This window comes from Citrobacter sp. TBCS-15, from assembly GCF_005280815.1.
In the GTDB taxonomy this organism is placed as follows: domain Bacteria; phylum Pseudomonadota; class Gammaproteobacteria; order Enterobacterales; family Enterobacteriaceae; genus Citrobacter; species Citrobacter werkmanii.
The window spans coordinates 366,094-391,222 of sequence record NZ_SZWK01000292.1; the positions used below are offsets into that span (position 1 = coordinate 366,094).

Annotated in this window: 24 protein-coding genes; 14 read left to right on the plus strand and 10 right to left on the minus strand. The window is 52.9% G+C overall.

The window, feature by feature from the left end:
• Positions 1-72: 72 nt before the first annotated feature.
• Genes allB through glxK form a run of 3 tightly spaced genes read left to right on the plus strand, consistent with a single transcriptional unit; the run spans position 73 to position 3,961 of the window.
• Complete coding sequence (gene allB, locus FDW96_RS19370) at positions 73-1,434, plus strand: allantoinase AllB (RefSeq protein ID WP_042309982.1); 1,362 nt, start codon at positions 73-75, stop codon at positions 1,432-1,434.
• A gap of 58 nt (positions 1,435-1,492) precedes the next feature.
• On the plus strand, positions 1,493-2,791 hold the full coding sequence (locus FDW96_RS19375) for a uracil/xanthine transporter (protein ID WP_137366150.1): 1,299 nt from the start codon (positions 1,493-1,495) through the stop codon (positions 2,789-2,791).
• Positions 2,792-2,812: 21 nt separating this feature from the next.
• Positions 2,813-3,961 carry a glycerate 3-kinase gene (gene glxK / locus FDW96_RS19380; protein WP_042309979.1) on the plus strand — a complete coding sequence of 383 codons (1,149 nt, stop codon included), beginning with the start codon at positions 2,813-2,815 and terminating at the stop codon, positions 3,959-3,961.
• Between the two features lie 79 nt (positions 3,962-4,040).
• Here the strand turns inward: glxK and allE are convergent, their stop codons facing one another.
• The 3 genes from allE to allD are packed head-to-tail and all read right to left on the minus strand — an operon-like array spanning position 4,041 to position 7,143.
• Complete coding sequence (gene allE / locus FDW96_RS19385) at positions 4,041-4,826, minus strand: (S)-ureidoglycine aminohydrolase (RefSeq protein WP_042309976.1); 786 nt, start codon at positions 4,824-4,826, stop codon at positions 4,041-4,043.
• A 10-nt stretch (positions 4,827-4,836) separates the two neighbouring features.
• Positions 4,837-6,072, minus strand: coding sequence for an allantoate deiminase (gene allC, locus FDW96_RS19390; RefSeq protein WP_042309974.1), 1,236 nt, complete (start codon positions 6,070-6,072; stop codon positions 4,837-4,839).
• A 21-nt stretch (positions 6,073-6,093) separates the two neighbouring features.
• Entirely contained in the window at positions 6,094-7,143 is a 1,050-nt protein-coding gene (gene allD / locus FDW96_RS19395) for an ureidoglycolate dehydrogenase (RefSeq protein WP_042309971.1), read from the minus strand.
• 316 nt (positions 7,144-7,459) lie between these two features.
• On the opposite strand from allD, the gene FDW96_RS19400 reads away from it, so the two are divergent.
• From FDW96_RS19400 to FDW96_RS19415, 4 genes are read left to right on the plus strand one after another with little or no spacing between them, the layout of a single operon-like run.
• Positions 7,460-9,127 (plus strand): acyl-CoA synthetase FdrA, encoded by a 1,668-nt coding sequence (locus tag FDW96_RS19400; protein ID WP_137366151.1) that lies wholly within the window; start codon positions 7,460-7,462, stop codon positions 9,125-9,127.
• A 9-nt stretch (positions 9,128-9,136) separates the two neighbouring features.
• Positions 9,137-10,396: a DUF1116 domain-containing protein gene (locus FDW96_RS19405; protein WP_042309967.1), complete on the plus strand. Its 1,260-nt coding sequence runs from the start codon at positions 9,137-9,139 to the stop codon at positions 10,394-10,396.
• Positions 10,397-10,407: 11 nt separating this feature from the next.
• On the plus strand, positions 10,408-11,217 hold the full coding sequence (locus tag FDW96_RS19410) for a DUF2877 domain-containing protein (RefSeq protein ID WP_061381599.1): 810 nt from the start codon (positions 10,408-10,410) through the stop codon (positions 11,215-11,217).
• A gap of 3 nt (positions 11,218-11,220) precedes the next feature.
• The gene (locus FDW96_RS19415) at positions 11,221-12,114 is read left to right on the plus strand and encodes a carbamate kinase (RefSeq protein ID WP_137366152.1); all 894 of its coding nucleotides are present in this window, start codon (positions 11,221-11,223) and stop codon (positions 12,112-12,114) included.
• A gap of 41 nt (positions 12,115-12,155) precedes the next feature.
• On the opposite strand, the gene purK is transcribed toward FDW96_RS19415, so the two are convergent.
• The 4 genes from purK to ppiB form a co-directional block, all read right to left on the minus strand.
• Entirely contained in the window at positions 12,156-13,223 is a 1,068-nt protein-coding gene (gene purK / locus FDW96_RS19420) for a 5-(carboxyamino)imidazole ribonucleotide synthase (RefSeq protein ID WP_061381600.1), read from the minus strand.
• Positions 13,220-13,729 carry a 5-(carboxyamino)imidazole ribonucleotide mutase gene (gene purE / locus FDW96_RS19425; RefSeq protein ID WP_042309959.1) on the minus strand — a complete coding sequence of 170 codons (510 nt, stop codon included), beginning with the start codon at positions 13,727-13,729 and terminating at the stop codon, positions 13,220-13,222. The genes purK and purE overlap by 4 nt, the downstream gene beginning before the upstream one ends.
• A 118-nt stretch (positions 13,730-13,847) precedes the next feature.
• The gene (gene lpxH / locus FDW96_RS19430; protein ID WP_042309956.1) at positions 13,848-14,570 is read right to left on the minus strand and encodes a UDP-2,3-diacylglucosamine diphosphatase; all 723 of its coding nucleotides are present in this window, start codon (positions 14,568-14,570) and stop codon (positions 13,848-13,850) included.
• Between the two features lie 2 nt (positions 14,571-14,572).
• Positions 14,573-15,067, minus strand: a complete 495-nt coding sequence (gene ppiB, locus FDW96_RS19435) for a peptidylprolyl isomerase B (RefSeq protein ID WP_003021875.1) — start codon at positions 15,065-15,067, stop codon at positions 14,573-14,575.
• A gap of 173 nt (positions 15,068-15,240) precedes the next feature.
• On the opposite strand from ppiB, the gene cysS reads away from it, so the two are divergent.
• On the plus strand, positions 15,241-16,626 hold the full coding sequence (gene cysS, locus FDW96_RS19440) for a cysteine--tRNA ligase (protein WP_042309953.1): 1,386 nt from the start codon (positions 15,241-15,243) through the stop codon (positions 16,624-16,626).
• Between the two features lie 89 nt (positions 16,627-16,715).
• Here cysS and FDW96_RS19445 read toward each other — a convergent pair whose 3' ends face one another.
• The 3 genes from FDW96_RS19445 to folD form a co-directional block, all read right to left on the minus strand.
• Positions 16,716-17,240 carry a metal-dependent hydrolase gene (locus FDW96_RS19445; RefSeq protein WP_042309952.1) on the minus strand — a complete coding sequence of 175 codons (525 nt, stop codon included), beginning with the start codon at positions 17,238-17,240 and terminating at the stop codon, positions 16,716-16,718.
• Between the two features lie 125 nt (positions 17,241-17,365).
• Positions 17,366-17,578, minus strand: coding sequence for a ribosome-associated protein YbcJ (gene ybcJ / locus FDW96_RS19450; RefSeq protein WP_137366153.1), 213 nt, complete (start codon positions 17,576-17,578; stop codon positions 17,366-17,368).
• A gap of 1 nt (position 17,579) precedes the next feature.
• Positions 17,580-18,446, minus strand: a complete 867-nt coding sequence (folD, locus tag FDW96_RS19455) for a bifunctional methylenetetrahydrofolate dehydrogenase/methenyltetrahydrofolate cyclohydrolase FolD (protein ID WP_003021887.1) — start codon at positions 18,444-18,446, stop codon at positions 17,580-17,582.
• Positions 18,447-19,021: 575 nt separating this feature from the next.
• On the opposite strand from folD, the gene fimA reads away from it, so the two are divergent.
• The 6 genes from fimA to sfmF all read left to right on the plus strand — a co-directional run bounded on the left by fimA (position 19,022) and on the right by sfmF (position 25,091).
• A complete protein-coding gene (gene fimA / locus FDW96_RS19460; protein ID WP_042309949.1) occupies positions 19,022-19,576 on the plus strand; it encodes a type 1 fimbrial major subunit FimA in 555 nt (184 codons plus the stop codon).
• 77 nt (positions 19,577-19,653) lie between these two features.
• Positions 19,654-20,187, plus strand: a complete 534-nt coding sequence (fimI, locus tag FDW96_RS19465; protein WP_042309947.1) for a type 1 fimbrial protein subunit FimI — start codon at positions 19,654-19,656, stop codon at positions 20,185-20,187.
• Positions 20,188-20,228: 41 nt separating this feature from the next.
• Positions 20,229-20,921, plus strand: a complete 693-nt coding sequence (fimC, locus tag FDW96_RS19470; RefSeq protein ID WP_079225127.1) for a type 1 fimbria chaperone FimC — start codon at positions 20,229-20,231, stop codon at positions 20,919-20,921.
• 7 nt (positions 20,922-20,928) lie between these two features.
• A complete protein-coding gene (locus tag FDW96_RS19475; protein ID WP_042309942.1) occupies positions 20,929-23,550 on the plus strand; it encodes a fimbrial biogenesis usher protein in 2,622 nt (873 codons plus the stop codon).
• A 4-nt stretch (positions 23,551-23,554) separates the two neighbouring features.
• Positions 23,555-24,562 (plus strand): type 1 fimbria D-mannose specific adhesin FimH, encoded by a 1,008-nt coding sequence (gene fimH, locus FDW96_RS19480; protein ID WP_038638504.1) that lies wholly within the window; start codon positions 23,555-23,557, stop codon positions 24,560-24,562.
• 37 nt (positions 24,563-24,599) lie between these two features.
• Positions 24,600-25,091, plus strand: coding sequence for a fimbria assembly protein (gene sfmF / locus FDW96_RS19485; RefSeq protein ID WP_137366314.1), 492 nt, complete (start codon positions 24,600-24,602; stop codon positions 25,089-25,091).
• Positions 25,092-25,129: the final 38 nt, after the last annotated feature.

The window sequence follows — 25,129 nt, forward strand, 5'->3', positions numbered from 1 at the left end:
TGAAATCAGTAAACGTAGGTGTAAGCGTGCGTTATTTATAAAAACTATCTGTATCCATACAAGGAGTTCGTTATGTCTTTTGATTTAATTATTAAGAACGGTACTGTTATTTTAGAAAATGAAGCTCGTATTGTTGATATTGCCGTCCAGGCAGGAAAAATCGCCGCCATTGGCGAGAATCTGGGTGAGGCAAAGCAGGTAATGGATGCGACAGGTCTGGTGGTTTCACCGGGCATGGTTGATGCGCATACCCATATCTCTGAGCCGGGACGTACACATTGGGAGGGCTATGAGACCGGAACGCGTGCCGCGGCAAAAGGCGGTATCACCACAATGATCGAAATGCCTCTCAACCAGCTGCCCGCGACGGTAGATCGTGAAACCATCGAACTTAAATTTGATGCGGCAAAAGGTAAATTGACCATTGATGCCGCGCAGCTTGGCGGTCTGGTTTCTTACAACCTTGATCGTCTGCACGAGCTGGATGAGGTCGGTGTCGTCGGTTTCAAATGCTTTGTTGCTACCTGTGGCGATCGCGGAATCGACAATGACTTCCGTGACGTTAACGACTGGCAGTTCTACAAAGGCGCGCAGAAGTTAGCAGAAATGGACCAGACGGTGCTGGTGCATTGCGAAAATGCGCTCATTTGCGACGAGCTTGGCGAGGAAGCTAAACGCGAAGGCCGTGTGACGGCACATGATTATGTGGCTTCACGTCCGGTTTTCACTGAGGTGGAAGCTATTCGCCGCGTGCTGTATCTGGCGAAAGTCGCCGGTTGCCGCCTGCACGTTTGCCATATCAGCAGCCCGGAAGGCGTGGAAGAAGTGACCCGTGCCCGTCAGGAAGGCCAGGATGTGACCTGCGAATCCTGCCCGCATTATTTTGTGCTGGATACCGATCAGTTTGAAGAGATTGGCACGCTGGCAAAATGTTCTCCGCCGATCCGCGATCGACAGAATCAACAAGGCATGTGGGAAAAACTGTTCAATGGTGAGATTGACTGCCTGGTTTCCGACCACTCGCCATGCCCACCAGAAATGAAGGCTGGCAATATCATGCAGGCGTGGGGCGGCATTGCCGGGCTGCAGAGCTGTATGGACGTCATGTTTGATGAGGCCGTGCAAAAACGCGGTATGTCACTGCCGCTATTCGCTAAATTGATGGCAACCAACGCCGCAGATATTTTCGGCCTGAAGCAGAAAGGACGTATTGCCCCGGGTAAAGATGCTGACTTCGTCTTTATTCAACCGGACAGCAAATACGTTCTGAAAAACGAAGACCTGGAATATCGCCACAAGGTCAGTCCGTATGTTGGCCGGACGATTGGCGCGCGCATTACGAAAACTATTCTTCGCGGGGATGTTATCTATGACATCGAGCAGGGGTTCCCGGTAGCGCCAAAAGGTCAATTTATCCTTAAACATCAACAATAATGTGATGTGAATTAATGCCCGTCATGCTGGCGGGCATTCTCTATTTTAAGGTATGAATATGCTTCCTGTTATTAACCGCGAAAGTTTGCTATCTGGCTTTCAGTGGTTTTTCTTTATTTTTTGCAATACGGTCGTGGTCCCCCCAACGCTGGTTTCTGCTTTTCATCTCCCCGCGAGCAATCTGTTAATGCTCACGCAATACGCTTTTTTCACGACATCGCTGGCCTGCCTTGCGCAGGTTATTTGTGGCCATCGTCGCGCCATTATGGAAGGTCCGACCGGTTTATGGTGGGGCACCATTTTGACAATTACCCTGGCTGAGGCGTCACGCGGGACACCGCTCAATGATATCGCCACCAGTCTGAGCGTCGGGATTGTCATTTCCGCTGTGCTGACGATGATTATCGGCTTTAGCGGCTTAGGACACCGGTTGGCCCGGCTATTTACCCCAACGGTGATGGTCTTTTTTATGCTGCTGTTGGGCGCTCAGCTCACCACTATCTTTTTTAAGGGCATGTTGGGATTGCCTTTTGGCATTGCTGACACCAGCGTCAAAATTCAACTGGCGCCTTTTAGCCTGGCGGTTGGCGTGATGTGCTTCATCCTTGCGATGATCATTTTTTTACCGCAGCGGATCTCCCGTTACGCCCTGCTGGTGGGGGCGGTAGTGGGATGGGGACTCTGGCGGTTGTGCTTTCCATCAACGTCTTTGCCGTCTGGGGAATTAAGCTGGCAGTGGTTCCCGTTAGGCAGTCATGGCAGGCTGTTACCCGGTATTATCCTGACGGCGGTTATCACCGGTCTGGTGAATATCAGTAATACCTATGGCGCGGTGCGCGGCACGGACATCTTTTACACGCATCAAGGCTCCAGCAGCTCGCGTTATCGTCGTAGCTTTATCATTTCCGGTTTTATGACGCTGGTGACAGTGCCTTTTGCCGTGATTCCATTTTCACCTTTTGTCTCTTCTATCGGGCTGTTAACACAAACTGGCGACAGTTCGCGAAAATCATTTATTTATGGCAGCGTATTATGTTTATTGGTGGCGATAGTGACGCCGCTAACCCGCTTATTCTACGCCATTCCACTGGCAATCAGCAGTGCCGTTATGTTGGTATCTTATCTGCCGTTGCTCTATTCCGGTCTGGTTTTCAGCCAGCAAATCACATTTACCGCACGAAATATTTATCGGCTGGCACTCCCGCTGTTTGTGGGGATTTTTTTGATGGGGCTGCCTCCGGTTTATTTACAAGATCTTCCACTGACTATTCGGCCATTACTGAGTAATGGCTTATTGGTGGGGATTTTACTGGCAGTGCTTATGGAAAACCTCATTCCATGGGAACGCATTAAATAACAGGATGAAAAAGGATTAATGATGAAAATTGTAATTGCGCCAGATTCGTTTAAAGAGAGCTTAAGCGCCGACCAATGCTGCCAGGCAATTAAAGCTGGATTTTCAGCCATATTCCCGGATGCAGAATACATTTGTTTACCAATTGCAGATGGCGGGGAGGGGACCGTGGATGCCATGGTGGCGGCGACAGGTGGAAAAGTGGTCTCGCTGGAGGTCTGTGGGCCGATGGGGGAAAAGGTCATGGGATTTTATGGCCTGACCGGTGATGGAAAGACCGCCATTATTGAAATGGCCGCGGCGAGTGGACTGATGTTGGTCGAACCGCAGGCGCGTAATCCACTGCTGGCATCAAGTTACGGGACTGGCGAACTGATTCGGCATGCGCTGGATGCCGGTATTCGTCATATTATCCTCGGTATCGGCGGGAGTGCGACAGTTGATGGCGGCATGGGGATGGCTCAGGCGCTAGGCGTGCGGTTCCTTGATGTGCAAGGGACATCATTGAGGGCGGGAGGTGGTAGCTTATCTCGCCTCGCGAGCATTGACCTGCAACAGTGCGATCCGCGGCTGACAGCATGTCGGATCGAAGTTGCCTGTGATGTGGATAACCCATTGGTTGGCCCGCGTGGCGCGGCAAGAGTATTCGGTCCGCAGAAAGGGGCGACGCCGGAAATGGTTGAGAAACTGGAAGAAGGATTACTCAACTACGCGCATGTGCTGCGAACGTTGACCGGTGAGGATGTATCTCAGGTTGCGGGCGGTGGGGCGGCGGGTGGAATGGGCATCGCTGCGGCTATCTTTCTGCAGGCCATCATGAAACCAGGGATTGAGATTGTGCTGCAGGCCGTTCAACTGGAGCAGTCCATCAAAGATGCATCGCTGGTCATCACCGGCGAGGGACGTATTGATTCGCAAACGGTCGGGGGAAAAGCGCCAATCGGTGTTGCTTCTGTTGCTATGCAGCATCATGTTCCGGTTATTGGTATCGCCGGGGTGCTGGGGGAAGGTGTGGAGGTGGTTCACGATCATGGTATTGATGCGGTATTCAGTATTTTGCCGCGACTCGCGCCATTGGCGGAAGTGCTGGCGAGTGGTGAAACCAACCTTTATCACTGTGCGCGTAATATTGCTTGCGCGATGAAGCTCGGTCAGGCGATTAATCTGCGTTAAGCATAAAAAAAGCCACGGTGTTAACCGTGGCAAAACCCAACATAGCTAAATAAAAAATTATCAGGCGGGCTGTTCGCCGTTAAATCTCAACATCCCGGTTGCAATCTTTGGAATAGATATAGCTGAACGCTTCACCACGCCCCACGCCGTAACCCGCCTGCAGGGAGTACGCGCCCATAAAGATGTAGTCGCCTTTTTTCACCGGGATCCATTGGTTATCGAGGTTATAAACGCCCTGACCTGAGAGAATATAAGCCCCATGTTCCTGTACATGCGTTTCGATATAACCATGACTGGCGCCGGGTTCGAATGACAGAATATGCATATTCATATCGAAGCCTAATTCTTTAGGCAGGAAATCCAGCAGGATTACGTCATCCATGCCTTCATAATGAATACGTTCTAACTGGTTGGCATTACCGGAGACCAGCCATGGTGAATGGCCTGCCACCGGCGTATAACGGCGTTTGTATAAAAACAGTTGGCTGTCTTCTGTCTGGGCATTATTAAAGGTGAGCAGTTCACCTGGCGGGCAATACAGATATCCGCCCTGGGTTAAAGCAAAGGTTTTACCTTCCGCTTTCGCCTCAATTTTGCCGGAAATAACATACACGAACGTTTCAATACCTTCGCCGCCAAAACCGCTGTGGTGGCCGCCGTTCTGGCGTAGGGTCACCAGATAGTCAACAAATGACGCGCCCAGTTTTGGCGTTGAGAGGATGGTGACGTCACAGTTTTCAAAACCCGGAATGATATTTTTAACCAGTCCGTCCGGGGTTAGCAGGGCAAAGTTACCGTGTTTTACAATTGCGCGATTAGCCAATAAATCATCGCGATACCCCGTGACGTTATTCAGATATCCCATGGGTGACTCCTTATTTCTGCCAGGCAAGTTGATGAAGCATTAATGCCAGAGTTTTGACCCCTTCGGCAAGGTCGTTAATGTTTGTGCGTTCAGCGGGGTTGTGGCTGATACCGTTAATGCTGGGAATGAAAATCATGCAGGTCGGTACGCGGGGAGCGAAAATTTGCGCATCATGGCCTGCGCCACTGTGCATGACACGGTAGTTCAGCTGTTCTTTTTCACACAGTTCGGTAAGGGTAGAGACCAGTTTACTGTCCATCGGGACCGGCGTTTCATCCATCCACAAATCGATATCAATGCCGATATCCATTTCATCGCAGATGGCGCGCATGTCGTTTTCCAGTTGTTGAGTAAAATCACGCAATACGTCGGCATCGGTATGACGGCAATCGATTGTGAAGGTCGTTTTGCCTGGCACCACGTTGACGGTGTTCGGCTGCGGCTCTACCTTACCAAAGGTCAGTACCAGAGGATCGCCATGCTTTTTGGCTTTCTCGATAGACTGGCTGCAGATGCGACTGAAAGCGTATACGGTATCGCGACGGTAGCTCAGCGGCGTTGTCCCCGCATGGTTGGATTCACCGTTCAGCGTTACCGTATAGCGACGTTGGCCGACAATCGCGCTGACGACGCCTATCGACTGGCCATTACTTTCAAGCACACAACCTTGTTCGATGTGTAATTCAACGAAGGCTTTGATGTCATTACGGGCATGAAGCGGCTCTGCGGGGAGGGTAAAGCCGCAGGCGTTCATTGCGTCAACAAAACGGGTGCCTTTCGCGTCCTGGATATTACGGACGTCATCGGGATTTGCCAGTCCAAAAATGTTTTTGCTGCCCCAGAAGACATACGGGAAACGGCTGCCTTCCTCTTCCGCCATGGAAACGACTTCGACCGTTTTCAGCGGTGCGCCATAGGTGCTCTTGAGCCAGTCAACCGCGAGCCATGCCGCCAGCGCGCCAAACTGGCCGTCAAGATTGCCGCCGTTGACGACGGTATCAATATGCGAGCCGCTTAAAATGACCTGTTCCGGCGATTCGTTCCCAAGCAGACGACCGTATAAGTTGCCCACTTCATCAAAGCGAGTTTCCAGGCCGCTGGCGTCCATGCGTTTTTTGAATTGCTGTTGTGTTTCAAGCCATTCTGGCGAATACAGCAAGCGCGTCATCCCACCGGTAGGATCCGCGCCAAAGGAAGAGAGCCAGGGAAGGGTTTCTTCAATTGCGTGACGAAAATGGTTGATCATATGAAATTCCTGTTTCAATAATTATTGTGCAAAGGGATTCTTTGTTTCGTATGACTTGAGATAGAGGGCATCGGAAATCAGGTATTGATAAATATCGTCAACAATGTCGATACCATGGACCGCGGCATTGCGTTGATTAATATCTTGATCCTGTCCGGGGTAATAAACTTGTTTAAAGCCGGGTGCAGGAGTAACGTTATTTAACTCTTGCATGGTCTGGCTGAGGTGCTGGCGGAATAATTGGCTGGAGGAGAAAAAGTCGGGATTAATAACCAAATGCAGTTGGCCTAAATTCCGACCGGCATGTAAATCCTCATACATTGAACTGACCTGACGACCAAACGGTAATCCCAATAAAATGCCGGATAACACATCGATCATCATCATCAGGCCATAGCCTTTAGGCCCAGCCGCAGGTAGCAACGCATTGACAGCAAATGGATCGGAAGTTGGCGCGCCGTTTTTATCGACTGCCCAGGTATTCGGAATCGGCTCGTTGCGGGAGCGGGCATCCAGAACTTTTCCCCATGCCTGCACCGTTGTCGCCATATCAAACGTCATGATGTCGTCGCCTTCTCCTGGCGCAGCGAAGGCTAACGGATTGGTACCGTAGTAAATATCTGCGCCGCCGAACGGTACCACCATCGGGTCGGACTGGCACACGGAGAGGCCGATCAGACCAGCGCGAGCGGCTTGCTGCACAAAGTAAGAAATGGCACCGCTGTGCCCCATTCGGCTAATGCCAACGACGGCGACACCATTTTTTTTAGCAATTTTAATGGCATGCTCCATACCCATCTTTGCTGCGACTTGCCCGGCGGCATTATCGGCATGCAAAATCGCTGTACAGGGACCGGTATCTTCAAAACGAAATGTGGGTTCGCGGTTGGTACCGCCTTTTGAAATGCGCTCAGCATAGTATTCAACGCGTACGGCGCCATGAGAGTGAATGCCTCTGGCATCGGCGTAAACCAATACCTCAGCAACCGTTGTGGCGTGCTCACGTTTTAGTCCGGCCTTGCAAAGCTTATTCTCGATAAGCTGGTGGAGTGTTTCCCGACTGATTTTCATCTGTCTTCCTTTTTAACGACGGTGTGAAGCATGACTGCCGTTAACATACCGGGAATAAAAATTGATTATGTGATCCAGACACACAAAAAAATATAGTTAGAATTTATTTGATAATCAGTGTTGATTTGCCCTTTCTTTTTAAATAAACAATGCCGTTAAAAAATAATGTTTAATACTCTGGTGGTTGTTAAATTTATTTTGTTAATAATTCCAGTGTGATGCCAGTCACTCTATTTGGGATTCCAGATATATACCTTGAGCTACACATTAACACTACTCGTGCAATTGCCATGGGTGCAATTATTAAGGGGTTGTTATGATCCACGCCTTTATTAAAAAAGGGTGTTTTCAGGACTCTGTCAGTTTAATGATTATTTCACGCAAGCTGAGTGAGTCCGAAAATGTAGACGATGTATCGGTCATGATGGGAACGCCAGCAAATAAATCATTGCTGGAAACGACCGGGTTTTGGCATGACGATTTTAATAATGCGACGCCAAACGATATTTGTGTGGCGATTCGCACTGAAACGGCTGATGAAAGTATTACGCAGGCCATTCTGCAACAACTGGATGAGTCGTTGCAGCAGCTGGCGCAGGCCACTGGCGGTAGCCAAACGCTCCTGCAGGTCAGACGCTGGGAAAGCGCGTGCCAGAAACTGCCTGAGGCGAATATGACGCTCATTTCCGTCGCCGGTGAATACGCGGCGGAGCTGGCGAACCAGGCGTTGGATCGCAACCTGAATGTCATGATGTTCTCCGATAACGTGACCCTGGAAGATGAAATCACCCTCAAGCGCCGTGCGCAGGATAAAGGTCTGCTGGTGATGGGACCGGACTGCGGAACCGCCATGATTGCGGGCACGCCGCTGGCTTTTGCCAACGTGATGCCGGAAGGCAATATCGGTGTGCTGGGCGCCTCCGGCACAGGGATTCAGGAGCTCTGTTCACAGATAGCGCTGGCCGGGGAAGGCATCACTCACGCCATCGGTCTGGGCGGACGGGACCTGAGCGCCGAGGTAGGGGGGATTAGCGCGCTTACCGCGCTGGAGATGCTTGGCGCAGACGACAAAAGCCAGGTGTTGGCTTTTGTGTCGAAACCACCGGCGGAGGCTGTTCGCCAGCATATCGTGACGGCGATGAAGGCCACCGGCAAACCCGTGGTAGCCCTGTTTTTAGGTTACACCTCCGCGGTCGCCCGCGACGAAAACGTCTGGTTTGCCGCGACGTTGGACGATGCGGCCCGTCTGGCCTGTTTACTGGCGAGAGTCGCGGCGCGACGCAGCTCGCTTTCAACCACAGGAGACGGTGTGATCCGAGGGTTATACACCGGAGGTACGCTGGCCGCCGAAGCCGCTGGGCTGCTGGCCGCCCACCTGAATGTCACCGCGGATGCACAACATCATCATGGCATGATGCTGGATGCCGCCGGGCACCAGATTATCGATCTGGGGGATGATTTTTACACCGTCGGGCGGCCGCATCCGATGATTGACCCTGCCTTACGTAATCAACTGATTACGGATCTGGGGACGCAGCCGCAGGTACGCGTACTGTTAGTTGATGTCGTGATTGGTTACGGCGCGACGGCAGATCCGGCCGCATCGTTGGTTCAGGCCTGGCAGAAGGCGTGCGCTGCGCGAGGCCATGAGCAACCGCTGTATGCGATTGCGACGGTGACAGGTACAGAACGCGATCCGCAGTGTCGCTCACTGCAGATTGCCACACTGGAAGATGCCGGCATTGCCGTAGTGAGTTCACTGCCTGAGGCAACGCTGCTTGCCGCCGAACTGATTCGTCCATCTCAACCGTTATCTGACAAATCCACACCTCCGCTACTGGAAAAAGTGGCGGTCATCAATGCCGGGTTACGCAGTTTTGCACTGGATTTACAGGCGGCAGAAATGCCTGTGGTGCATTACCAGTGGGCACCTGTCGCTGGCGGTAATAAGAAACTGGCTCGTTTATTAGAACGTTTGCAATAAGGGGTTCCAATGTTTACATCAGTGGCGCAAGCCAATGCTGCAGTAATCGAACAAATTCGTCGTGCGCGTCCGCACTGGCTGGATGTGCAACCAGCCTCCTCATTAATTCGCGAGCTCAATGAAGGGAAAACGTTGCTGCATGCGGGACCGCCAATGCGTTGGCAAGAGATGACTGGTCCGATGAAAGGGGCCTGTATTGGTGCATGTCTGTTTGAAGGGTGGGCCAATGATGAGATGAGCGCGCTGGCTTTACTGGAGCAGGGCAAAGTCCGGTTCGTACCTTGCCACCATGTTAATGCTGTGGGGCCAATGGGGGGAATCACCTCTGCCAGCATGCCGATGCTGGTGGTGGAAAATATCACCGACGGTAACCGGGCTTACTGCAATCTCAACGAAGGGATTGGCAAAGTGATGCGCTTCGGCGCGTATGGCGAAGATGTCCAGCAGCGTCTACGTTGGATGCGCGATGTCCTGATGCCTGTTTTAAGCGCGGCGCTGGCCAATCTGGAACAGGGTATTGATCTGACCGCCATGATGGCGCAGGGCATTACGATGGGCGATGAGTTCCATCAGCGCAACATTGCCTCTTCAGCTCTGCTGATGCGAACTCTGGCACCGCAAATTGCCCGTCTGGAACATGATAAGCAGCAGATTGCTGAGGTGATGGATTTTCTCAGTGTGACCGACCAGTTCTTCTTGAACCTGGCGATGGCTTACTGCAAAGCGGCAATGGATGCCGGAGCAATGGTGCGTTCCGGCAGTATTGTGACCGCAATGACCCGTAATGGCGATATGTTCGGTATCAGGGTGAGCGGACTTGGCGATCGCTGGTTTACTGCGCCGGTTAACACACCGCAGGGGCTGTTCTTTACCGGCTTCTCGCAGGAACAAGCTAACCCGGATATGGGCGATAGTGCCATCACCGAAACCTTTGGGATTGGCGGCGCCGCGATGATCGCTGCCCCTGGCGTAACGCGTTTTGTCGGTGCCGGAGGGATGGAGGCCGCGAAGTCCGTTTCCGAGGAGATGGCTGAAATCTATCTGGAACGCAATATGCAGTTGCAGATCCCTGGCTGGGATTTCCAGGGGGCTTGCCTTGGTCTTGATATCCGTCGCGTCGTGGAAACAGGTATTACGCCGCTGATCAACACGGGTATTGCCCATAAAGAAGCCGGTATTGGTCAGATCGGCGCGGGCACAGTTCGTGCGCCGTTGGCCTGCTTTGAGCTGGCTCTGGAAGCGCTGGCTGAAAGTATGGGCATTAGCTAAGAGAGCCGCGCATGATGATCATCCGTCCTCTGATGGGCAGTCAGCAGTCTCCGGATTTTCGCCAGTCATGGCAGCTATCCGGGATCTGGCGGCGCTCGATTAACCTTGTGGCCGAAGGAGGCGCACTGTTAACGCTGCACCGCCAGGGCAGTGGTTTTAGCCCGGGAGGATGGGTGATCCGTGCGCCTGATTTTGATGCGCTGCGTATGGCGTTAAGCGGTAGTGAAACCCCTCAGGCTGTCCCCGAGGGGATTGTGTTGGGACCGTTTCTGTTGCGCCAACCGCAGCGTTATTGTTCGTTGAAAATAACGTCCCGCCCACATGCTCCACGCCTTGCATCCGCCTGGATGGAGCGCGGCGAGGAAACGGGATTATTCGGGCCGTTAATGCTGGCGGCAAATTTGCCTTTGTGCCCCGAGTTACGTCAGTTCCGCCATTGCTTTTTCTCGGCGCTGGCTGGCTTATCGACAGACTGGCGGCAGTGGTTAGGTAAGGGGCCAGGTTTAACGCCCAGCCATGATGATACGTTGACCGGAATGCTTCTGGCCGCCTGGTATTTTGGCGCGCTGAATAAGGATTCCGGCCATCGTTTCTTTGAATATTCCGGCAATCTTGAACTGGCGACGACCGTGGTTAGCGTGAGCTACTTACGCTACGCGGCATTAGGATACTTCGCTTCACCTTTGCTCCACTTCACTCATGCTTTGGGCCGACACCAAAGGATGGACGCGGCGATAAATTCGCTGCTAGCGCTCGGGCATACCTCCGGCGCAGACACCCTGTTGGGGTTCTGGCTTGGGCAACAAATCATAGAAGGATAGGGAATGAAAACGCTGGTTGTTGCTCTTGGTGGCAACGCATTATTGCAGCGCGGCGAGGCGCTGACGGCAGAAAATCAATATCGTAATATTGCCAGCGCCGTACCTGCCCTGGCGCGTCTGGCGCGTTCGTACCGCCTGGCCATCGTACATGGCAATGGGCCGCAGGTTGGTTTGTTATCGTTACAGAATCTTGCCTGGAAGGAGGTTGAACCTTACCCGCTGGATGTGCTGGTGGCAGAGACTCAGGGCATGATTGGTTATATGTTGGCGCAAAGTCTGACCGCTGAACCGGAGATGCCGCCGGTGACCACAGTGTTAACGCGAATTGTGGTGTCTGAAGACGATCCCGCATTTATGGTGCCGGAAAAATTTATCGGCCCGGTGTATTCGCCTGCAGATCAAACGCAGCTGGAAGCCACCTACGGCTGGCATATGAAACGTGACGGCAAATACCTGCGTCGTGTTGTCGCCTCGCCTGAGCCTCGCCAGATCGTCGAAAGCGATGCTATTAAGCTCTTGCTCAAAGAAGGCCATGTGGTGATTTGTAGCGGCGGTGGCGGCGTGCCGGTTACCGGGGAAGGGGTTGGGTCTGAAGCGGTCATTGATAAGGATCTGGCGGCGGCATTGCTGGCTGAACAGATCGATGCCGACGGTCTGGTTATCCTCACCGATGCTGATGCGGTCTATGAGAACTGGGGCACACCAGAGCAACGTGCGATTCGACAAGCCTCTCCTGATGAACTGGCACCGTTTGCTAAAGCTGATGGTTCGATGGGGCCAAAGGTGACAGCCGTAAGCGGATACGTGAAGCGACGTGGAAAACCCGCGTGGATTGGCGCGCTGTCTCGCATTGAAGACACGTTGGCGGGGAAAGCCGGAACCTGCATTCGTCTGTAAAAGTAACGGGAGGCGTGCGCAGGCACACCTCCCGTATCGGTTTATTTCAGCTTTGACTGCGCCCAGATGATACCGCTGGCATATTCCGGCGGCAGCAGGGGAATGAGCGCTTCCAGCGTGGCGCTAAGGCGCGCGGTATCGCTGTCGCTCAGGTTCAGGTGTCCCACCTTACGCCCTTCGCGTACCTCTTTGTCATACCAGTGCAGATGCACCAGCGGCAGCTTCAGCCAGTCGTAGTTCAGGTCGCTGCCGATCAGGTTTACCATCACCGAAGGATTGTTCACCACCGGCGTCGGCAGCGGCAGGCCGGTAATGGCGCGCAGATGCAGTTCAAACTGGCTGATGCTGGCGCCGTTTTGCGTCCAGTGCCCGCTGTTGTGCACGCGCGGAGCCAGTTCATTAATCAGCAGACCTTCCGGGGTGATGAAACACTCCATCGCCATCACACCGACATAGCCCAGCTCCTGCATGATGGCAGAGAGCATCGCTTCGGCCTGCGCCTGTTGTTTAGCGTTAGCCTGCGGAAATACCACGCTGGTGCGCAGAATGCCGTCCTGATGAAGGTTATGGGTCAGCGGATAGAAGACGGTGCTGCCGTCGTGCGCACGCGCGCCAATCAGTGAGACTTCACCGGAGAAGTTGATTCCTCGCTCGACGATGCACTCGCCGTAGCAGTCGTCTGGCAGTTGTTCGGTTTCATTCGCGCGTAAACGCCACTGTCCACGACCGTCGTAGCCGCCGACGCGACGCTTCACAATTGCCAACTCGCCGAGTTTGTCAAACACCGCAGACCATTCGCTTTTATCCGCCAGCAGTTGCCATGGCGCGGTCGCCAGGTTGAGTTTGTCAAAAAGCTGTTTTTGCGTCAGACGGTCAGCAATAATCGGGAAGACGTCGCGGTTAACAAACGCCGGGTGACGTGCCAGTTCGCGGGTGAGCGCCGTTTCCGGCCAGCGCTCAATCTCAGCGGTGATCACGCTTTGTTGAAAAGGAACGGCGGCGGGTTCGGCGTCCAGCCCGACGGGCCAGACCGCAATCCCCAGCGGCTCACCGGCCTGACGCAACATGCGTCCTAGCTGACCATTGCCGAGTACGCAGACCTGCTTCATGCTACACCTCGCGGGTCCGGGTTCTCCAGCACCTCGTCGGTTTGCGCTTTACGCCACTCAGCCAGACGCTGATGCAATTCTTTGTCGTGTGTTGCCAGAATTTGCGCGGCCAGCAGGGCCGCATTGGCCGCGCCCGCTTTGCCGATCGCCAGCGTGCCCACCGGAATACCGCGAGGCATTTGAACGATGGAATAAAGGCTATCTACGCCGCTCAACGCTGCGCTTTGTACCGGAACGCCTAAAACAGGCACCAGCGTTTTCGCCGCAATCATACCAGGCAAATGTGCAGCACCACCGGCACCGGCAATAATCACCTGATAACCGTTCTCTTCAGCGCCTTCGGCGAAACTGAACAGTTTGTCTGGGGTACGGTGAGCAGAGACGACCTCAACATGATGTGGAACGTCCAACATTTCGAAGATTTCGGCGGCGAACTGCATGGTAGCCCAGTCGCTTTTGGACCCCATCACGATGGCGACACGCGCCGGATTATTGCGGGAAGACATGCGTCTGAAAACTCCTGTGGTGCACTACACTCGACTTTTGAGGCCACAGAGAATAGCATAATTCACCGTCAAGGAAAACGATTGCGTAGCCTGTGTAGCAAGCGTTTTGACGGGGGAGTTAAAATGGAAATGCGATCAGTTCAACGTCGTGTGGTGTGACTTTGATCATCGAACCTTCGCTGTGCCAGGCGCCTAATACTACGCGGAAGGCGGGTTGCCCATTGGCCGTAAGTTCGTGTACTGCCGGACGGTGGGTATGACCGTGAATTAACCACTGGACCTGATGATTTTCCAGCTCGGCAATAACGGCCTGCTGATTCACATCCATGATCTCCAGCGACTTACTGCTGTTGGCTGCTTTGCTGTTGGCGCGCATTTTCGCGGCAATACGTTGGCGAATGAACAATGGCAGGGCGAGGAATAGTTTTTGTAACCAGGATTGATGCACTTTGGCGCGAAACGCCTGATAGCCAGCATCGTCGGTGCATAACGTGTCGCCATGCATGATCAGTACCTTGCGACCATACAGATCGAGCATTTTCTCTTCGGGCAGTAAAGTCATGCCGCTCTCACGGGCAAAACGTTTGCCGAGCAGAAAATCACGGTTGCCGTGAATAAAAAAGCAGGGAACGCCGGAATCAACCAGTGATTTTATCGCCGCGGCTATTTGATGATGCAGCGGATTAGGGTCGTCGTCGCCAATCCAGGCTTCGAACAGGTCGCCGAGAATGTACAGCGCATCGGCTTGTCGCGCATCACCGGCTAAAAAACGCAGAAAACCGGCGGTGATCGCCGGTTCTTCTGTGCAGAGGTGAAGATCTGCAATAAACAGTGTCGCCACGATTACTCGCTGACGGTCACGTTTTCAATGATGACGTCTTCTTTAGGCACATCCTGATGCATACCGCTGCGACCAGTGGAAACGCCTTTGATTTTATCAACCACGTCCATGCCTTCAACAACTTCAGCAAACACGCAGTAACCCCAACCCTGCATGCTTTCGCCGGAGAAGTTCAGGAAGTCATTGTCAGCAACGTTGATGAAGAACTGTGCGGTTGCGGAGTGCGGAGCCTGAGTACGCGCCATTGCCAGCGTACCACGGGTGTTTTTCAGACCGTTGTTCGCTTCGTTTTTGATCGCTTCTTTCGTGGCTTTTTGCTTCATGCCTGGCTCGAAACCACCGCCCTGGATCATGAAACCGTTAATAACACGGTGGAAAATGGTGTTGTTATAAAAACCTTCGCGGCAGTAGTCCAGGAAGTTTTTAACTGTTTCAGGCGCTTTATCATCAAACGTTTTGATTACGATATCGCCGTGATTAGTGTGGAAAGTAACCATTTTTGCATCCTGTTCCGATAGATTGGTGCTTCGACCCTGTCAAGGGTCAGAGTTAGGGGTGTGTTATAGCATAACCGCAAGCTGCGATCACCTCGCAAAGTGTGCTGCTTCCGGTCTAAATTATGGGTATTATACAGACTTTACTATCCACACACGTCTACACGGAATCTTCGATGTTAAAAATCTTTAATACACTGACGCGCCAAAAAGAGGAATTCAAACCTATTCATGCCGGGGAAGTCGGCATGTACGTGTGTGGTATTACCGTTTACGATCTCTGTCATATTGGCCACGGACGTACTTTTGTTTCTTTCGACGTCGTTGCGCGTTATCTGCGTTTCCTCGGCTATAAGCTGAAGTATGTGCGCAACATTACCGATATCGACGACAAAATCATCAAGCGCGCAAATGAAAACGGCGAGAGCTTTGTCGCGCTGGTTGATCGTATGATTGCGGAAATGCATAGCGATTTCGATGCGCTGAATATTCTGCGCCCGGACCTGGAACCTCGCGCTACGCACCATATCGCCGAGATTATTGAGATCACCGAACAGCTGATTGCCAAAGGTCACGCTTATGTTGCCGATAACGGCGACGTGATGTTCGACGTTCCGACTGACCCGAACTACGGTCAGCTGTCACGCCAGGCTCTGGATCAGTTGCAGGCGGGCGCTCGCGTTGACGTGGTTGACGTGAAGCGCAACCCGATGGACTTTGTGCTGTGGAAAATGTCCAAAGAGGGCGAACCTAGCTGGCCGTCTCCATGGGGCGCAGGTCGTCCGGGCTGGCATATCGAGTGTTCGGCGATGAACTGCAAACAGTTGGGCAACCATTTCGATATTCATGGCGGTGGCTCCGACCTGATGTTCCCGCACCATGAAAACGAAATCGCGCAGTCCACCTGTGCGCACGATGGCGAATACGTGAACTACTGGATGCACTCCGGGATGGTGATGGTTGACCGCGAGAAAATGTCCAAATCGCTGGGCAACTTCTTTACCGTACGCGACGTGCTGAAATACTACGACGCCGAAACCATTCGCTACTTCCTGATGTCGGGTCATTACCGTAGCCAGTTGAACTACAGCGAAGAGAACCTGAAACAGGCGCGTTCTGCGCTGGAACGTCTGTACACCGCGCTGCGTGGTACCGACAAATCCGTTGCCCCTGCGGGTGGCGAGGACTTTGAAGCGCGTTTCATTGAAGCGATGGACGATGACTTCAACACGCCGGAAGCTTACTCCGTGCTGTTTGATATGGCGCGTGAAGTTAACCGCCTGAAGGGTGAAGATATGGCGGCGGCTAACGGTATGGCTGCGCATCTGCGCAAGCTCTCCAGCGTGCTGGGCCTGCTGGAACAGGATCCGGAAGCGTTCCTGCAAAGCGGCGCGCAGGCGGATGACGGTGAAGTTGCTGAAATTGAAGCGTTAATTCAGCAGCGTCTGGACGCGCGTAAAGCCAAAGACTGGGCGGCAGCTGACGCCGCGCGTGACCGTCTCAACGAGATGGGCATCGTGCTGGAAGATGGCCCGCAGGGCACCACCTGGCGCCGTAAGTAACTCTCTATTGCCGGATGGCGTCTAACGCCTTATCCGGCCTACGATGTAATGATCGGTAGGCCTGATAAGCATAGCGCCATCAGGCACTATTAATGACGTCTGTACCACCACAGCACACCCATCATCATCACTCCCGGTAGCCACACCCATAATAATTCCGAAATAATAACCTGATGCCCGTAAGGGGTCGCGTAGCGTGACAGCGCGAACGGCGCGACTTTAATCACCTGCCACGGCGCGAAAAAGCGTTCATCCGACCACGGCCACAGCCAGCCGACGCCTTTGCCGCCGGTGGTGACAGAATCCAGCAGACTGTGCGACAGCAGTGAAAGCGTCAGGAATAGCCAGCAGCGAATCAATCCGGCTTTAAACCATCGTCGGCCAATCAATACGCAAAGTAGCGGCACGACAAAGGCGAACAGCAGTGAGTGGGTAAAGCCACGATGACCAAACACGTTGCCGTAGGCGACGCCAAGCTTAAACGACAGCACGTCGGCATCCGGCAGCATAGCCAGAATGACGCCGGTAAACAGTAATCGCGGGGGAATGACTTTAAGTCCGAGACCTAATCCTAAACAGAGTGGAACGGCCGCGTGAGTAATGATGGTTGGCATGATGTTCGCTTCGTGTGGAAAAACAACATGCTAGCCGTTCACTGTGAAGTAGGGATGAAGTCATTATCTGAAAATGAGATGGGGAAGTGGCCGGACGCGGTGTTAACCTCATCCGGCACTCGGGGTCACGCCACGACGTTAATGCTGTGGCCTTCAAAGCTGACGGTCTGTCCGGCAACGATTTTACAGCGTTTGCGCGTTTCAACAGCGCCATCGACCTTCACTAAACCTTCGCCAATAGCAATCTTTGCCTGGGCGCCGCTTTCGCTCCAGCCTTCCAGCTTCAGCAAATCGCAGAGTTCAACGTGAGGGTGTTTACCCAGTGAAAATATGGCCATCTTAAACGTCCTTTACATCATGGTATTCAACACACGCCTGTAGCGTGTTTTCGATAAGTGTGGCGACAGTCATTGGGCCTACGCCGCCCGGTACCGGCGTGATATATGACGCACGCGCGGCAGCATCTTCAAAGACCACATCGCCAACAACCTTACCATTCTCCAGACGGTTGATGCCGACATCAATCACAATCGCACCTTCTTTGATCCACTCGCCGGGAATAAAGCCAGGTTTGCCGACAGCAACAATCAGCAGGTCCGCATGTTCTACGTGGCGACGCAGATCTTTGGTGAATCGGTGGGTGACCGTGGTGGTGCAGCCAGCCAGCAGCAGCTCCATGCTCATCGGGCGTCCGACAATATTTGAGGCGCCAATCACTACGGCATTCAGACCATAGGTATCGATGTTATAACGCTCAAGCAGAGTGACAATCCCGCGCGGAGTACATGGACGCAGACGCGGCGCGCGTTGACACAGACGACCAACGTTATACGGGTGGAAACCGTCTACGTCTTTATCCGGTGCAATACGCTCCAGCACTTTAACGTTGTCGATACCTGCCGGTAATGGCAGTTGTACCAGGATACCGTCGATGGTGGTATCTGCATTGAGCGTATCGATCAGCTCAAGAAGCTCCGCCTCGCTGGTGGTTTCAGGCAGGTCATAAGAGCGGGAGACAAACCCCACTTCATCACAGGCTTTGCGTTTACTCGCGACATAAATCTGCGAAGCCGGGTTGCTACCTACCAGCACAACAGCCAGGCCTGGGGCGCGTAATCCAGCCGCTAAACGCGCCTGAACTTTTTGAGCAACCTCAGAGCGCACCTGCTGCGCAATCGTTTTACCGTCAATAATCTTTGCTGCCATCAGAGAGAGGATTCCGTCTGTTACGTTAAATCGAAGGGGATGTCACTATTTTGTCAGAAGCAGAACGTGCTGTCAGTTTTCGTTTGCGTTTTTACGTGCGATTGCGGGGAACGCGGTCAGCGGGCAGGGTCGGTTCAGACGCTGAGACCGTTCACATAACTCATGATCATGCTAATTAAATTTAACGTCAATGAAACAACTCATCACCCTGGTGTTTTCAAGGTTAATGCACCATAAACCAGTCTGTTACGTCTGATTATGGTGTCTTTTACCTCATTTTTACCCAGAATTTTCCTGGATCCCAATAAGAATTAGCCAGGAGCATTAAAAGGATTTGCAGGTATTTTTCATTAATTGAAATGTTTAATTTAACGCTGTGACGAATAGTCATATTCGCGAAGATTAATTAGTGAATCAAATACTCAGGAGAGTAGGGGTAAAAAGTTAACTAATTCTCTTGCGATATATATCTTTACAGGATGCAGAGATAATTAGCCTGACATTTAATGTCGATAATGATTCAAACGGATCCCGCAGGACGCCGGAGCCGGATGTATGTAATTCAAGGGAAATCCATGAAACGTAAATTAATGACCTCTTCTGTTATTGCCAGCCTGATGTTAGTTGCGGGCGCAGCGGTTGCGGCCGATCCGGTAAGCGTTAGCGGTGGTACCGTGCATTTTGAAGGTGAACTGGTCAATGCAGCCTGTGCAGTCAGCACTCAGTCATCCGATCAGGTTGTTACGTTAGGCCAATATCGTACCGCCAGTTTTGCTGCAGTAGGCGACACGACGGCACAAATTCCGTTCACTATCGTACTGAACGACTGTGACCCGAAAGTGGCTGCGACCGCCGCGGTTGCTTTCTCTGGTCAGACTGACCTCATTAACAATAACCTGCTGGCCGTTTCCTCCTCGGATAACAGCACTACCGCGGGCGGTGTAGGGATTGAAATTCTGGACAATACGTCCACCGCGCTGAAGCCGGATGGAGCAACCTTCTCTACCGCTCAGGCGCTGGTAGAAGGGACCAACACCCTGCGTTTCTCTGCCCGTTATAAAGCGACCGCGACCAGCGCTACGCCGGGTCAGGCGAATGCCGACGCGACGTTTATCATGAAGTACGAATAAGCCGTTTAGATTCGCGCAAGGATGATGTTCGCCTCATTGGATGAGGCAATATCCGGGGATGAAAAAGGATGCGGCAGATGATAGGGAAAGGCGTGGCGCTGGCGGGAATGCTGTGCGTAATGCCTGCGCTTGCTCATACGGTAATACTGGAAAGCGGGCGCCTCCACTTACGAGGGCAGCTCGTTAACGGCGCCTGTACGGTCGCCACCGACAGCCAGAATTTGCGGGTGCAAATGGGGCAATATCGTACCAATGCCTTCTCCGGAACGGGAAGCTTTGCCTCTACCAGCGTACCGTTTTCACTGCGATTAACGTCGTGTAGTTCTGATGTTTATGACCACGTCGGGATTGCGTTTGCCGGTGTGACGCCAGCGGAAGATCCGCAGGTATTTCTGGCCAGCGGCGATGCGTCTGCATCTTCGGGGGTTGGTCTGGCGCTATTTGACGAGCGACAACAGCAAATAATTCCGAATGCTCTACCGCTTCATTACGCGCCGATTATCACCCAAGAGATGACGTTTCATTTCACTGCTCGCTATCGGGCCGTCTCGGAAAATATCACACCGGGAATACTTCGTTCAGACGTGTGGTTTACGTTGGTTTATCCCTGATTTATTTCCCAACGATAATCGCATCAAAGGTATTTGTAGCTATGTTTAATAATCTAAAATCAGGTTTTATCCTTTTACTGGCCTTATTTTCTGCTGCCAGTGTGCAGGCAGCCGGAGGCATTGCATTAGGCGCTACCCGTGTTATTTATCCAGCTGATGCCAAACAAACTTCGCTGTCTATTAGCAATAGCGATACCAAAGAACGTTACCTGGTAAATTCATGGATCGAGAATAGCGCAGGGGTTAAAGAAAAATCGTTTGTCGTGACGCCTCCGTTGTTTGTCAGTGAGGCTAAAAGCGAAAACACATTGCGTATCATCTACGCAGGTGCGCCACTGCCCAAAGATCGTGAGTCGCTGTTCTGGATGAACGTGAAAGCCATTCCGTCAGTCAATAAGAACAGCCTTGAGGGTAAAAACGTTTTGCAACTGGCGATTTTGTCGCGCATTAAACTTTTTGTCCGCCCAAATAATCTGCCGCACATCCCGGAAGATGCTCCCGGCATGCTGCAGTTTTCCCGTTCCGGCAACCACCTGAAAATCAACAATCCGTCTGCGTATTACGTCACGTTGGTCAACCTTAATGTGGGGAAAACGAAGATCGATAACGTCATGGTTGCACCGAAAAGCGATACGCAGGTACTGCTGCCAACGGGCGTACAGGGCAACGTTACCTTCCAGACGGTCAATGATTATGGCGCGGTGACCACCGCCAAAACGGTAAGCGTGCGTTGAGATAACGATGAATAAGACAACGTATTTTCCTGACCTGTTACCGGGGGTTACGCCACCGCTGGCGGGGGTGGCGTTGTCCACGCTGGCGGCGCTCTTTCCCTCTTTAAGCCATGGGGAAAGCTATTTTAATCCGGCATTTTTATCTGCGGATACCGCAACCGTGGCGGATTTATCACGTTTTGAAAAAGGTAATCATCAGCCTGAAGGCGTTTATCGTGTGGATATCTGGCGCAATGATGAATTCGTTGCTACCCAGGACATTCGTTTTGTCAGCAGTGCGGGAAAAGCCGGGGAGAAGTCTGGCGGACTGATGCCGTGCTTTGGACTCGACTGGGTGAAGCGCCTGGGCGTTAATATTGCCGCGTTTCCGGCACTCAGTAAGGATCCGAACGCGACCTGTATCAATTTGCCTGAGGCGATTCCTGGCAGTGAAATTGCTTTTGATTTTTCTACTTTGCGCTTAAACATCAGTCTGCCGCAGGCGTCGATGTTAAACAGCGCGCGCGGCTACATTCCACCGGACGAGTGGGATGAAGGGATCCCGGCCGCGCTGGTTAACTATAACTTTACCGGTAGCCGTGGGAGCGATACTGACAGCTATTTCCTGAGCATGTTGAGTGGCCTGAACTATGGTCCCTGGAGACTGAGGAACAACGGCGCGTGGAGCTATTCCAAAGGCGACGGATACCATTCACAAAGCTGGAAAAACATCGGTACATGGCTTCAGCGCGCGGTTATCCCGCTGAAGGGTGAACTGGTGATGGGCGACAGCAATACCGGAAATGACGTTTTTGACAGCGTCGGTTTTCGTGGCGCGCGACTTTATTCCTCAGACAGCATGTATCCCGACAGCTTGCAAGGCTATGCGCCTACCGTGCGGGGCATTGCGCGTACCGCAGCGAAACTGACTATTCGTCAGAATGGCTACGTGATTTATCAAAGCTATGTTTCACCTGGCGCTTTTGCAATAACCGATCTTAACCCGACCTCCTCCAGCGGTGACCTTGAGGTGACGGTGGATGAGAAAGACGGTAGCCAGCAGCGCTATACGGTGCCGTACTCCACGGTTCCGTTGTTACAGCGAGAAGGGCGTTTCAAGTATGACGTGGTTGCCGGGGATTTTCGCAGCGGCAATAGCCAGCAATCCTCACCGTTCTTTTTCCAGGGAACATTAATCGCCGGGTTACCAGCGGGTTATACCGCTTATGGTGGTACACAGTTAGCCTCACGTTACACCGCGCTGGTTTTAGGTACCGGGCGAAATCTGGGGGATTGGGGGGCCGTTTCCGTCGATTTAACCCATGCGCGCAGCCAACTGGCGGATGACAGTACGCACCAGGGGCAGTCTTTGCGTTTCCTGTATGCGAAGTCATTGAACAATTTTGGCACTAACTTTCAGCTTCTGGGCTATCGCTACTCTACCCGTGGCTTCTATACCCTCGACGATGTCGCGTATCGCAGTATGGAAGGCTATGAGTACGAATACGACAGTGAAGGCAATCGCCACGACGTGCCAGATGTGAAGAGTTACCACAATCTGAGCTACAGCAAGAAAGGCCGTTTCCAGATCAACATTTCGCAGAATCTGGGGGATTACGGATCGCTGTATATTTCGGGTAGCCAGCAAACGTACTGGAATACTTCTGACACCAATACCTGGTATCAACTGGGCTATGCCAGCGGTTGGCAGGGGATTAGCTATTCACTCTCCTGGTCGTGGAATGAATCGGTCGGCATCTCCGATACTGACCGCATCCTGGCATTCAATATGTCAATCCCGTTCAGCTTGCTGAGCGGGCGGCGGTACTCGCGTGATAATGCCTTCGATCGCACCTACGCCACCTTTAATGCCAACCGCAATAGCAACGGACAAAATAGCTGGCAGAGCGGGATCGGCGGTACGTTGCTGGATGGCCGTAACCTGAGCTATAGCGTGAATCAGGGTCACAGCAGTACTAATGGTTACAGCGGAAACGCCAGCGCTAACTGGCAGGCGGCCTATGGCACGCTTGGCGTGGGATACAACTACGACCGCGACCAGCATGACTACAACTGGCAGCTTTCCGGCGGCGTGGTAGGACATGCGGATGGCATTACGCTTAGTCAGCCGCTCGGCGATACCAATGTGTTGATCAAAGCGCCAGGCGCTCAGGGCGTGCGGATAGAAAACCAGACCGGCGTGCAGACCGACTGGCGTGGATACGCGGTGATGCCGTATGCCACCGTCTATCGCTATAACCGCGTCGCGTTAGACACCAATTCAATGAATAACAATACCGATGTGGAAAACAACGTCAGCAGCGTCGTGCCAACGCAAGGGGCATTGGTGCGAGCGGCGTTTGATACACGTATCGGGGTGCGGGCGTTGATGACGGCGAAATATGCCGGTAAAGCTGTGCCATTTGGCTCCGTTGTGCGTGAAAACACCAGCGGCGTGACCAGTATGGTGGGTGAAGACGGGCAAATTTACCTGAGCGGCCTACCGCTTAAAGGCGAGTTGCTGATCCAATGGGGGGAAGGCGCAAACGCTCGTTGCGTGGCGCATTATGCCTTGCCTGAAGAGAGCCTGAAACAGGCGGTGACGCTCACGAATGTGACGTGCGAATCGCCAGCGGCACGACAGGAATAATACGATGAAACGACAAACAGGTTTGTTACTGGCAAGCGCGTTACTGCTTATGGCACAACCGTCCTGGGCAACGGTCTGCCAAAATTCGAATGGCACACCAACGGATGTTTTTTACGATCTGTCGAATGTCTTTAACAGCAGCAACAACCAACCGGGACAGGTGGTGACGTTGCCGGAAAAATCAGGCTGGATTGGCGTCAATGCCACCTGTCCGGCAGGGACGACGGTGGATTACACCTATCGAAGCTATGTCACTGAACTTCCGGTTCAAAGCACCGAGGGCGGTTTTCAGTACCTGAAACTTAATGACTACCTGCTGGGGGCTATGAGCATCACCGACAGTTACGCCGGGTTGTTTTATCCCCCGCGTAACTATATCCGCATGGGGACTCACCCTAACGTGCCTAAGCAGCAACCTTTTGGCGTAATGGATTCAAAGCTGGTGTTTAAACTCAAAGTGATCCGCTCATTTATTAACATGGTGCCCATTCCCCGGCAGACAATGTTCAGAGTCTATGTCACCACCAGTACCGGAGATGCGCTGAGTACGCCGGTTTACACCATTAGCTACAGCGGTAAGGTGGAGGTTCCACAAAACTGCGAAGTGAACGCCGGACAGATTGTCGAGTTTGATTTTGGCGATATTGGCGCATCGCTGTTTAGCAAGGCGGGCGCGGGCAACAAGCCCGAAGGTATTAATCCGCAGACTAAAACGGTGGCCATAAAATGCACCAACGTTGCCGCTCAGGCCTACTTAACCATGCGGGTAGAAGCGGAGAAAGCCTCCGGGCAAATGATGGTTTCAAACAACCCGGATTTAGGTTTCATTGTTGCCGACAGCAGCGGTAATCCGCTAACGCCTAACAATCTGTCCAGCACTATTCCATTTCAACTGGACGACAACGCCGCGGCGAGTGTTGGGATCCGGACATGGCCGGTCAGCGTGACGGGCAATAAACCTACGGAAGGGCCTTTTACTGCCCGTGGCTATCTGCGAGTGGACTATGACTAATAAGCAAACGCCCGCCGCATGGGCATTTCTGACGATTATGCCGATGCTGGCATTCAGCGTTTTATGCCAGGCCGCCTCGTCGCTGGGGGAAATCAATATTGAACTGCGCGGTAACGTGGTGGATTTTACCTGCGCGGTGATTGCCAGCGACAGCAATAAGTCGGTTGATTTAGGCACCTGGCCGACAAAGCAGTTACAGACCAGCGGCGACACCACCCAACCGGTCTCGTTTACGCTGAAGCTTGAAGGCTGCCCGCCGGGATCCGCGTCGATAACGTTTTCCGGGACCCCGGCCCCAGGCACTACGCTACTGGCGCTCGATAATGCGCTTATGGCGCAAAAGGTGGCGATTGAGCTGCGCGATAGCGACCGGACGCGATTGCCGCTTGAGCAGGCCAGCCAGACCGTCGGTATTGATGAGAATGGCAATGCCACGCTGACTTTTTTTGCCAACTATATCGCGCTGGCTGATGGGGTGCAGCCCGGTGTTGCCAGGGCCGATGCCACATTTATGATTAACTATAACTAATCATTGCGCTGACAAAACACTCCCGAACGACATCTCGC

Bases quoted from the DNA above. Each gene is read 5' to 3' on its own strand.
- allB (WP_042309982.1), top strand. From the start codon at position 73: ATGTCTTTTGATTTAATTATTAAGAACGGTACTGTTATTTTAGAAAAT.
- FDW96_RS19375 (WP_137366150.1), top strand. From the start codon at position 1,493: ATGCTTCCTGTTATTAACCGCGAAAGTTTGCTATCTGGCTTTCAGTGG.
- glxK (WP_042309979.1), top strand. From the start codon at position 2,813: ATGAAAATTGTAATTGCGCCAGATTCGTTTAAAGAGAGCTTAAGCGCC.
- allE (WP_042309976.1), bottom strand. From the start codon at position 4,826: ATGGGATATCTGAATAACGTCACGGGGTATCGCGATGATTTATTGGCT.
- allC (WP_042309974.1), bottom strand. From the start codon at position 6,072: ATGATCAACCATTTTCGTCACGCAATTGAAGAAACCCTTCCCTGGCTC.
- allD (WP_042309971.1), bottom strand. From the start codon at position 7,143: ATGAAAATCAGTCGGGAAACACTCCACCAGCTTATCGAGAATAAGCTT.
- FDW96_RS19400 (WP_137366151.1), top strand. From the start codon at position 7,460: ATGATCCACGCCTTTATTAAAAAAGGGTGTTTTCAGGACTCTGTCAGT.
- FDW96_RS19405 (WP_042309967.1), top strand. From the start codon at position 9,137: ATGTTTACATCAGTGGCGCAAGCCAATGCTGCAGTAATCGAACAAATT.
- FDW96_RS19410 (WP_061381599.1), top strand. From the start codon at position 10,408: ATGATGATCATCCGTCCTCTGATGGGCAGTCAGCAGTCTCCGGATTTT.
- FDW96_RS19415 (WP_137366152.1), top strand. From the start codon at position 11,221: ATGAAAACGCTGGTTGTTGCTCTTGGTGGCAACGCATTATTGCAGCGC.
- purK (WP_061381600.1), bottom strand. From the start codon at position 13,223: ATGAAGCAGGTCTGCGTACTCGGCAATGGTCAGCTAGGACGCATGTTG.
- purE (WP_042309959.1), bottom strand. From the start codon at position 13,729: ATGTCTTCCCGCAATAATCCGGCGCGTGTCGCCATCGTGATGGGGTCC.
- ppiB (WP_003021875.1), bottom strand. From the start codon at position 15,067: ATGGTTACTTTCCACACTAATCACGGCGATATCGTAATCAAAACGTTT.
- cysS (WP_042309953.1), top strand. From the start codon at position 15,241: ATGTTAAAAATCTTTAATACACTGACGCGCCAAAAAGAGGAATTCAAA.
- FDW96_RS19445 (WP_042309952.1), bottom strand. From the start codon at position 17,240: ATGCCAACCATCATTACTCACGCGGCCGTTCCACTCTGTTTAGGATTA.
- ybcJ (WP_137366153.1), bottom strand. From the start codon at position 17,578: ATGGCCATATTTTCACTGGGTAAACACCCTCACGTTGAACTCTGCGAT.
- folD (WP_003021887.1), bottom strand. From the start codon at position 18,446: ATGGCAGCAAAGATTATTGACGGTAAAACGATTGCGCAGCAGGTGCGC.
- fimA (WP_042309949.1), top strand. From the start codon at position 19,022: ATGAAACGTAAATTAATGACCTCTTCTGTTATTGCCAGCCTGATGTTA.
- fimI (WP_042309947.1), top strand. From the start codon at position 19,654: ATGATAGGGAAAGGCGTGGCGCTGGCGGGAATGCTGTGCGTAATGCCT.
- fimC (WP_079225127.1), top strand. From the start codon at position 20,229: ATGTTTAATAATCTAAAATCAGGTTTTATCCTTTTACTGGCCTTATTT.
- FDW96_RS19475 (WP_042309942.1), top strand. From the start codon at position 20,929: ATGAATAAGACAACGTATTTTCCTGACCTGTTACCGGGGGTTACGCCA.
- fimH (WP_038638504.1), top strand. From the start codon at position 23,555: ATGAAACGACAAACAGGTTTGTTACTGGCAAGCGCGTTACTGCTTATG.
- sfmF (WP_137366314.1), top strand. From the start codon at position 24,600: ATGCCGATGCTGGCATTCAGCGTTTTATGCCAGGCCGCCTCGTCGCTG.